Source organism: Tsukamurella asaccharolytica, from assembly GCF_007858435.1.
In the GTDB taxonomy this organism is placed as follows: Bacteria; Actinomycetota; Actinomycetes; order Mycobacteriales; family Mycobacteriaceae; genus Tsukamurella; species Tsukamurella asaccharolytica.
Genome location: NZ_VIGW01000068.1, coordinates 1 through 542, shown reverse-complemented (window position 1 = coordinate 542; position 542 = coordinate 1). Strand labels below are relative to the sequence as shown.

The window sequence follows — 542 nt, the reverse complement described above, 5'->3', positions numbered from 1 at the left end:
ACCGAAGACTTTAAAGCGTGCTGCTGTATCGATATAGGCTTTAGGATCTGCTTCTGTTTCGATAGAGCCAAAAGGCATCTGTGCTTTTAGCGCCCATTTTGCAGGAAGATCCCATTCTGCCTTCACTGCTGCTTCAATCAGCTCATTATAGTGCTGTAAAGAGGCACCGATATTGACTTCTGCCAGAGCAAGCCAAACCGCATATGCCGTAATTCCATGCGCCTGTTCAGACCATTTAGGGAAATTAGCAGCATAAGCTGAGAACTGCTCTTGAAGATCTTCAACAACTTGTTGATCTTCAAAGTAGAGAATCGTTCCTGCACCGGCAGCAAAGCTCTTAATTTTAGCCTCTGTAGCGGCAAAGTTATCAGCAGGAACGATCGCTCTTAATGCCTCTAACGTGATGTCCCATAACTTTTGATGCGCATGATCTTGTAGTAATACAACGCGAGAACTTTGGGAGTTAAAAGCGGAAGGCGTATCTTTAGTTACCCGTTCAACTAATTGATTAATCTCCTCTTTTGTTTGAGGAAGATTGTTGC

General features: G+C 43.7%; 1 protein-coding gene. It reads right to left on the bottom strand.

Going from position 1 to position 542, the window contains the following annotated elements; genetic code table 11:
* A partial coding sequence (locus FK529_RS20970; protein ID WP_146564367.1) for a nitroreductase family protein occupies window positions 1-542 on the bottom strand: 542 nt, incomplete at both ends.